The sequence below is a fragment of the Chamaesiphon sp. OTE_8_metabat_110 genome (genome assembly GCF_031382685.1).
Classification (GTDB): Bacteria; Cyanobacteriota; Cyanobacteriia; order Cyanobacteriales; family Chamaesiphonaceae; genus Chamaesiphon.
Genome location: NZ_JANMZA010000076.1, coordinates 1 through 4791, shown reverse-complemented (window position 1 = coordinate 4791; position 4791 = coordinate 1). Strand labels below are relative to the sequence as shown.

Below are 4791 nucleotides of genomic sequence, written 5' to 3'. Positions count from 1 at the left end.
AGAGTACGGATTCTCGAAACCCGCCCCCTGAGCCGCACCAAGCGCTGGACACTTGCAGAAATTCTCAGTACTAAAGCCTAGTTGAGTGGTGGAGTCAGGGTAGTGGATAGTGAATAGTGGATAGTGAATAGTTTTACAACTATTAACTAATCGTAAATATCCGATCGACACCCCTCTCTCCCCGCTCCCTTCTCCCCCTTATACCAAAATGATCCAACAAGAAAGTTATTTAACCGTTGCGGACAATAGCGGTGCCCGCAAAATTATGTGTATCCGCGTCCTCGGTGCGGGTAATCGTACTTATGGCGGCGTCGGCGATACCATTATCGCTGTTGTCAAAGATGCCACTCCCAACATGGCAGTCAAAAAATCAGAAGTAGTTCGTGCCGTTATCGTTCGCACCAGACATACCATGCGCCGCGATAGTGGCATGAGTATCCGATTTGACGATAATGCTGCCGTATTAGTTAATGCTGAAGGCAACCCCAGAGGTACTCGCGTTTTCGGCCCTGTCGCTCGCGAACTTCGCGACAAAAGTTTCACCAAAATTGTCTCCCTGGCTCCAGAGGTACTCTAACAAATGGCAATCCAAAAACCTAAAGTCAAACATCGGATGCACGTCAAAAAAGGCGACACCGTGCAAATTATCTCTGGTAGAGATAAAGGTAAGATCGGCGAAATTCTCAAGTCCATTCCCGAATTGAGCAAGGTGATTGTCAAAGGTGTGGGTATTCGCACCAAGCACATCAAACCAGCGCAAGAAGGCGAATCGGGTCGGATCGATACGTCAGAATCACCGATTCACAGCTCCAAAGTGATGGTCTACTCGACCAAACAAAACGTCGCTAGCCGGATTAGCTATACGGTTAATGCTGAAGGCAAGAAAGTCCGCATGTTAAAGAAAACTGGCGAAATCATCGACTAGATCGATCGCGATTCAGTCTATTTATTACTTGCTATCTATCCTGACCAAGCCCAGGAAATCATCCTCGAACAATCATGGCACAACAACTCAAGACCAAGTTTCAAGAGCAAATTACGCCCAAGCTGATGGAGCAATTTGGTTATACCAATACGCTGCAAGTGCCCAAGGTGATCAAAATTACGGTCAACAGAGGACTAGGCGAAGCAGCGACAAATGCTAAAGCGCTCGAATCTTCGATCGCCGAAATCGCTAAAATCACCGGACAAAAACCCGTTGTCACCCGTGCTAAAAAAGCGATCGCAGGTTTTAAAATCCGGGCGGGAATGCCTGTCGGTGTGATGGTGACACTACGCGGCGATCGGATGTACGCTTTCTTAGACAGATTTATCAACTTGACTCTCCCCCGCATTCGGGACTTCCGAGGGATCAGCCCCAAAAGCTTTGACGGTCGCGGTAACTACAGTATTGGGATTCGCGAGCAACTCATTTTCCCGGAAATCGAGTACGACCAAATCGACCAGATTCGCGGGATGGATATCTCGATTATCACCACAGCCGATAACGACGAAGCCGGACGCGCACTACTAAAAGAAATGGGAATGCCCTTCCGTACAAGTTAACCCTTATACACAACGGCAGCAATCGTGGTATGGATCGATGGAGAGCAATAGCTCACCCCTATTCACTATCCACTATCCACTATTCACTATTCACTAATTTTCACCCTAAACAACAAATGGCGGCACACGATACTATCTCAGACATGCTGACTCGCATTCGGAATGCGAGCATCGTCAAACATCAAACCACCAATCTGCCCGCAACCAAGCTTACCCGGAGCATTGCTACCGTCCTCAGACAAGAAGGCTACGTCGGCGAGTACGAAGAAGTTGGTGAAGGGATTGAGAAAAAATTAGTCCTTACCCTCAGATACAAAGGCAAAAATCGCCAGCCGATTATTACCGCCCTCAAACGGGTCAGTAAGCCCGGTCTGCGCGTCTACTCCAACCACAAAGACTTACCTAAAGTTCTCGGTGGGATTGGGATTGCCGTGATTTCCACTTCTAGTGGGATTATGACCGATCGCGAGGCTCGCAAACAAGGAGTCGGTGGTGAAATCCTCTGTTACGTCTGGTAATAGTGGCAATCCTAGCAGTCAGTAAGTCAAAAATCGACTCGCGATTTTTCAGAAATTAGTAACTTTATATCTACTAAATCTTGCTCCCCTGGCTCAAATATTCATCTTTGCGAAACAGATCGTGTCTCGCAATTTCATTGACAAGGAGTAAATAATTAATATGTCCAGAATTGGTAAACGTCCAATTCCTTTACCAGCTAAAGTGACTGTCACTCTCGACGGTCAATCAGTTGTGGTTAAAGGCCCTAAAGGCGAACTATCCCGCGTCCTTCCCTCTGGCGTTGTCGTCATGATGGAGGGTGAAACGATTGTCGTAAATCGTGCCAATGAATCCCGCCCCGCACGGCAACAGCATGGCTTGTGCCGGACGCTGGTTGCGAATATGGTCGAAGGTGTCTCCACCGGATTTCAGAAAAAACTAGAAATCCAAGGCGTTGGTTATCGAGCCGCTGTCGATGGTCGGATCTTGACTCTCAACGTTGGTTACAGTCTTCCCGTCAAAATCGATCCGCCTGCGGGGATTACGATTGAAGTTCCGAAAGAAAAGAATACTAATGTCATCATTAGTGGTATCGATAAAGAATTAGTCGGTAATACTGCTGCCAAAATTCGCGATGTTCGCCCACCAGAAGTTTATAAAGGTAAGGGAATTCGCTATGAAGGTGAAGTTGTCCGCCGGAAAGCTGGTAAATCTGGGAAGAAATAGAACATAACATGAAATTAACTCGCAAAGAATCAGTTCAACGCCGCCACCGTCGCGTGCGTAAAGATGTCAAAGGTTCGACTGAACGACCCCGGTTGGCAGTCTTTAGATCTCTCCAACACATCTACGCTCAAGTAATCGACGACACCGAGCAACATACCCTCGCTGCGGCATCCACCCTCGAACCCGAACTCAAATCAAAATTGAGTACTGGTGCTAATATCGATGCAGCTACCGAAGTTGGTAAACTCATCGCCGAACGTGCTAAAGCCAAAGGGATCGAGCTTGTAGTATTCGATCGCGGTGGTAATCTTTATCACGGTCGCGTCAAGGCTCTCGCTGATGCTGCGCGTGAAGCTGGCTTGAATTTCTAATCGTAACTCAGTAAATATCAGATTATGGCACAAGAACAACAGGATCGACGCGGTGGCGGCGGCAGTGGTGGCGGAGATCGTCGCGGCGGTGGCGGCGGTAAAGGCGGCAGCGGTAAAGGCGGCGGCAGAGGTAAAAAAGAAGAGAAGGAAATTACCTACCAAGAACGGGTCATCCAAATCCGTCGGGTGAGCAAGGTAGTTAAGGGTGGTAAAAAGCTCAGCTTCCGGGCGATTGTCGTCATCGGCAATGAAAAAGGTGAAGTCGGTGTCGGCGTTGGTAAAGCCAGCGACGTCATCGGTGCCGTCCGTAAAGGCGTCGCCGATGGTAAAAAACATTTGATTACCATTCCGTTGACTAAATCTAATACCATTCCCCATCCGATCGTCGGTGGTGGCGGTGGTGCTAATGTGATGATGCGCCCAGCCGCTCCCGGTACGGGAGTAATTGCGGGTGGAGCCGTCCGTACCGTCTTGGAACTCGCAGGTGTCAAGAACATCCTCGCCAAACAACTCGGTTCGGGCAATCCCCTCAATAACGCCCGCGCCGCAGTCAACGCCCTCAAAACCCTTCGCAGCTTCAACCAAGTCGCTGAAGATCGCGGCTTAACCGTCGCCGATCTATTTGCATAAGAGGTGTTAGGCTTTAGGCTTTGGGCTTTAGGGTCGGATAATTTGATTAGTTGCAGACTTAGCTGTAGGGTGGGCAATGCCCACCATCTAAGTTTCAGGCATTATCGAGCCGATAATTAACTACACCCACCTAAAACCTAACCCCTAAAGTCTAATCCCTAAAACCTAAAGCCTAAAGCCTAATTAAAATGAGATTAATCGATCTAAAACCCAAAGCGGGTTCAAAACATCGCAAGCGCCGCGTCGGTCGCGGTATTGCTGCCGGACAAGGTGCTAGTGGCGGTTTCGGGATGCGGGGTCAAAAATCCCGCTCCGGTAGTCCTACCCGTCCTGGATTTGAGGGCGGTCAGATGCCCCTCTATCGGCGGTTGCCCAAACTCAAGCATTTCCCCCTGATTAACCAGAAGGAATACACCGTCATCAACGTTAGCAAACTATCAGCATTACCAGCCAATAGTGAAGTCACCCTGAAATCACTCATGGCTGCTGGGATCGTCACTACAAATGACGGCCCACTAAAGTTATTAGGTGATGGCGAACTCACGGTTGCACTCAACTGTAAAGCCGCAGCTTTCACAACTGGAGCGCGCACCAAAATCGAAGCTGCTGGCGGCAGTTGTGAAGTCATCTAAGATGCTTTCATCTAATGGATTATCGCCAATAAAACCATAGATTGACTCCAGGATTGCCGTTTAGACTAGATCGGCAGTGCTGGATTCTTTTTTTAATCCCAGAACTAACTGGAGAATTGTATACTTGAATTCATAACGGTAACAGTTCTTTATATTTCAACCTTGACATTAAATAAATTTTCAGAGGTAACTTTAGATGGAAGCAAGTAGAGAAAAAGCACCATCCGCCCAAGAGACATTCGTGCAGATGGCTCAAGCGGCAGGTTTGCGAGGTCGCATCTTAGTCACGATCGGCCTGTTGATTTTAGCGCGGTTGGGTACATTCATCCCGATCCCGGGGATCGATCGAGCCGCCTTTGCCGAAAGTATTAGAAACAGCCCCGTCATCG

8 protein-coding genes and 2 pseudogenes are annotated in these 4791 nt (G+C 48.5%); all 10 read left to right on the top strand.

Going from position 1 to position 4791, the window contains the following annotated elements:
• A pseudogene (locus tag RMO52_RS02990) lies at nucleotides 1–81 on the top strand (30S ribosomal protein S17); the annotation flags it as partial.
• A 127-nt stretch (nucleotides 82–208) separates the two neighbouring features.
• Nucleotides 209–577: a 50S ribosomal protein L14 gene (gene rplN / locus RMO52_RS02985; RefSeq protein ID WP_309744702.1), complete on the top strand. Its 369-nt coding sequence runs from the start codon at nucleotides 209–211 to the stop codon at nucleotides 575–577.
• Between the two features lie 3 nt (nucleotides 578–580).
• Nucleotides 581–925 carry a 50S ribosomal protein L24 gene (gene rplX / locus RMO52_RS02980; RefSeq protein ID WP_309744704.1) on the top strand — a complete coding sequence of 115 codons (345 nt, stop codon included), beginning with the start codon at nucleotides 581–583 and terminating at the stop codon, nucleotides 923–925.
• Nucleotides 926–999: 74 nt separating this feature from the next.
• Complete coding sequence (gene rplE, locus RMO52_RS02975; protein ID WP_309744706.1) at nucleotides 1000–1545, top strand: 50S ribosomal protein L5; 546 nt, start codon at nucleotides 1000–1002, stop codon at nucleotides 1543–1545.
• 116 nt (nucleotides 1546–1661) lie between these two features.
• Nucleotides 1662–2063: a 30S ribosomal protein S8 gene (gene rpsH / locus RMO52_RS02970; RefSeq protein ID WP_309744708.1), complete on the top strand. Its 402-nt coding sequence runs from the start codon at nucleotides 1662–1664 to the stop codon at nucleotides 2061–2063.
• Between the two features lie 160 nt (nucleotides 2064–2223).
• The gene (gene rplF, locus RMO52_RS02965; RefSeq protein WP_309738357.1) at nucleotides 2224–2769 is read left to right on the top strand and encodes a 50S ribosomal protein L6; all 546 of its coding nucleotides are present in this window, start codon (nucleotides 2224–2226) and stop codon (nucleotides 2767–2769) included.
• A gap of 8 nt (nucleotides 2770–2777) precedes the next feature.
• On the top strand, nucleotides 2778–3140 hold the full coding sequence (rplR, locus tag RMO52_RS02960) for a 50S ribosomal protein L18 (RefSeq protein WP_309738358.1): 363 nt from the start codon (nucleotides 2778–2780) through the stop codon (nucleotides 3138–3140).
• Nucleotides 3141–3164: 24 nt separating this feature from the next.
• Entirely contained in the window at nucleotides 3165–3770 is a 606-nt protein-coding gene (rpsE, locus tag RMO52_RS02955) for a 30S ribosomal protein S5 (protein ID WP_309738359.1), read from the top strand.
• A 188-nt stretch (nucleotides 3771–3958) separates the two neighbouring features.
• Complete coding sequence (rplO, locus tag RMO52_RS02950; RefSeq protein ID WP_309738360.1) at nucleotides 3959–4402, top strand: 50S ribosomal protein L15; 444 nt, start codon at nucleotides 3959–3961, stop codon at nucleotides 4400–4402.
• A 196-nt stretch (nucleotides 4403–4598) separates the two neighbouring features.
• Nucleotides 4599–4791: pseudogene (locus RMO52_RS02945) on the top strand (preprotein translocase subunit SecY); the annotation flags it as partial.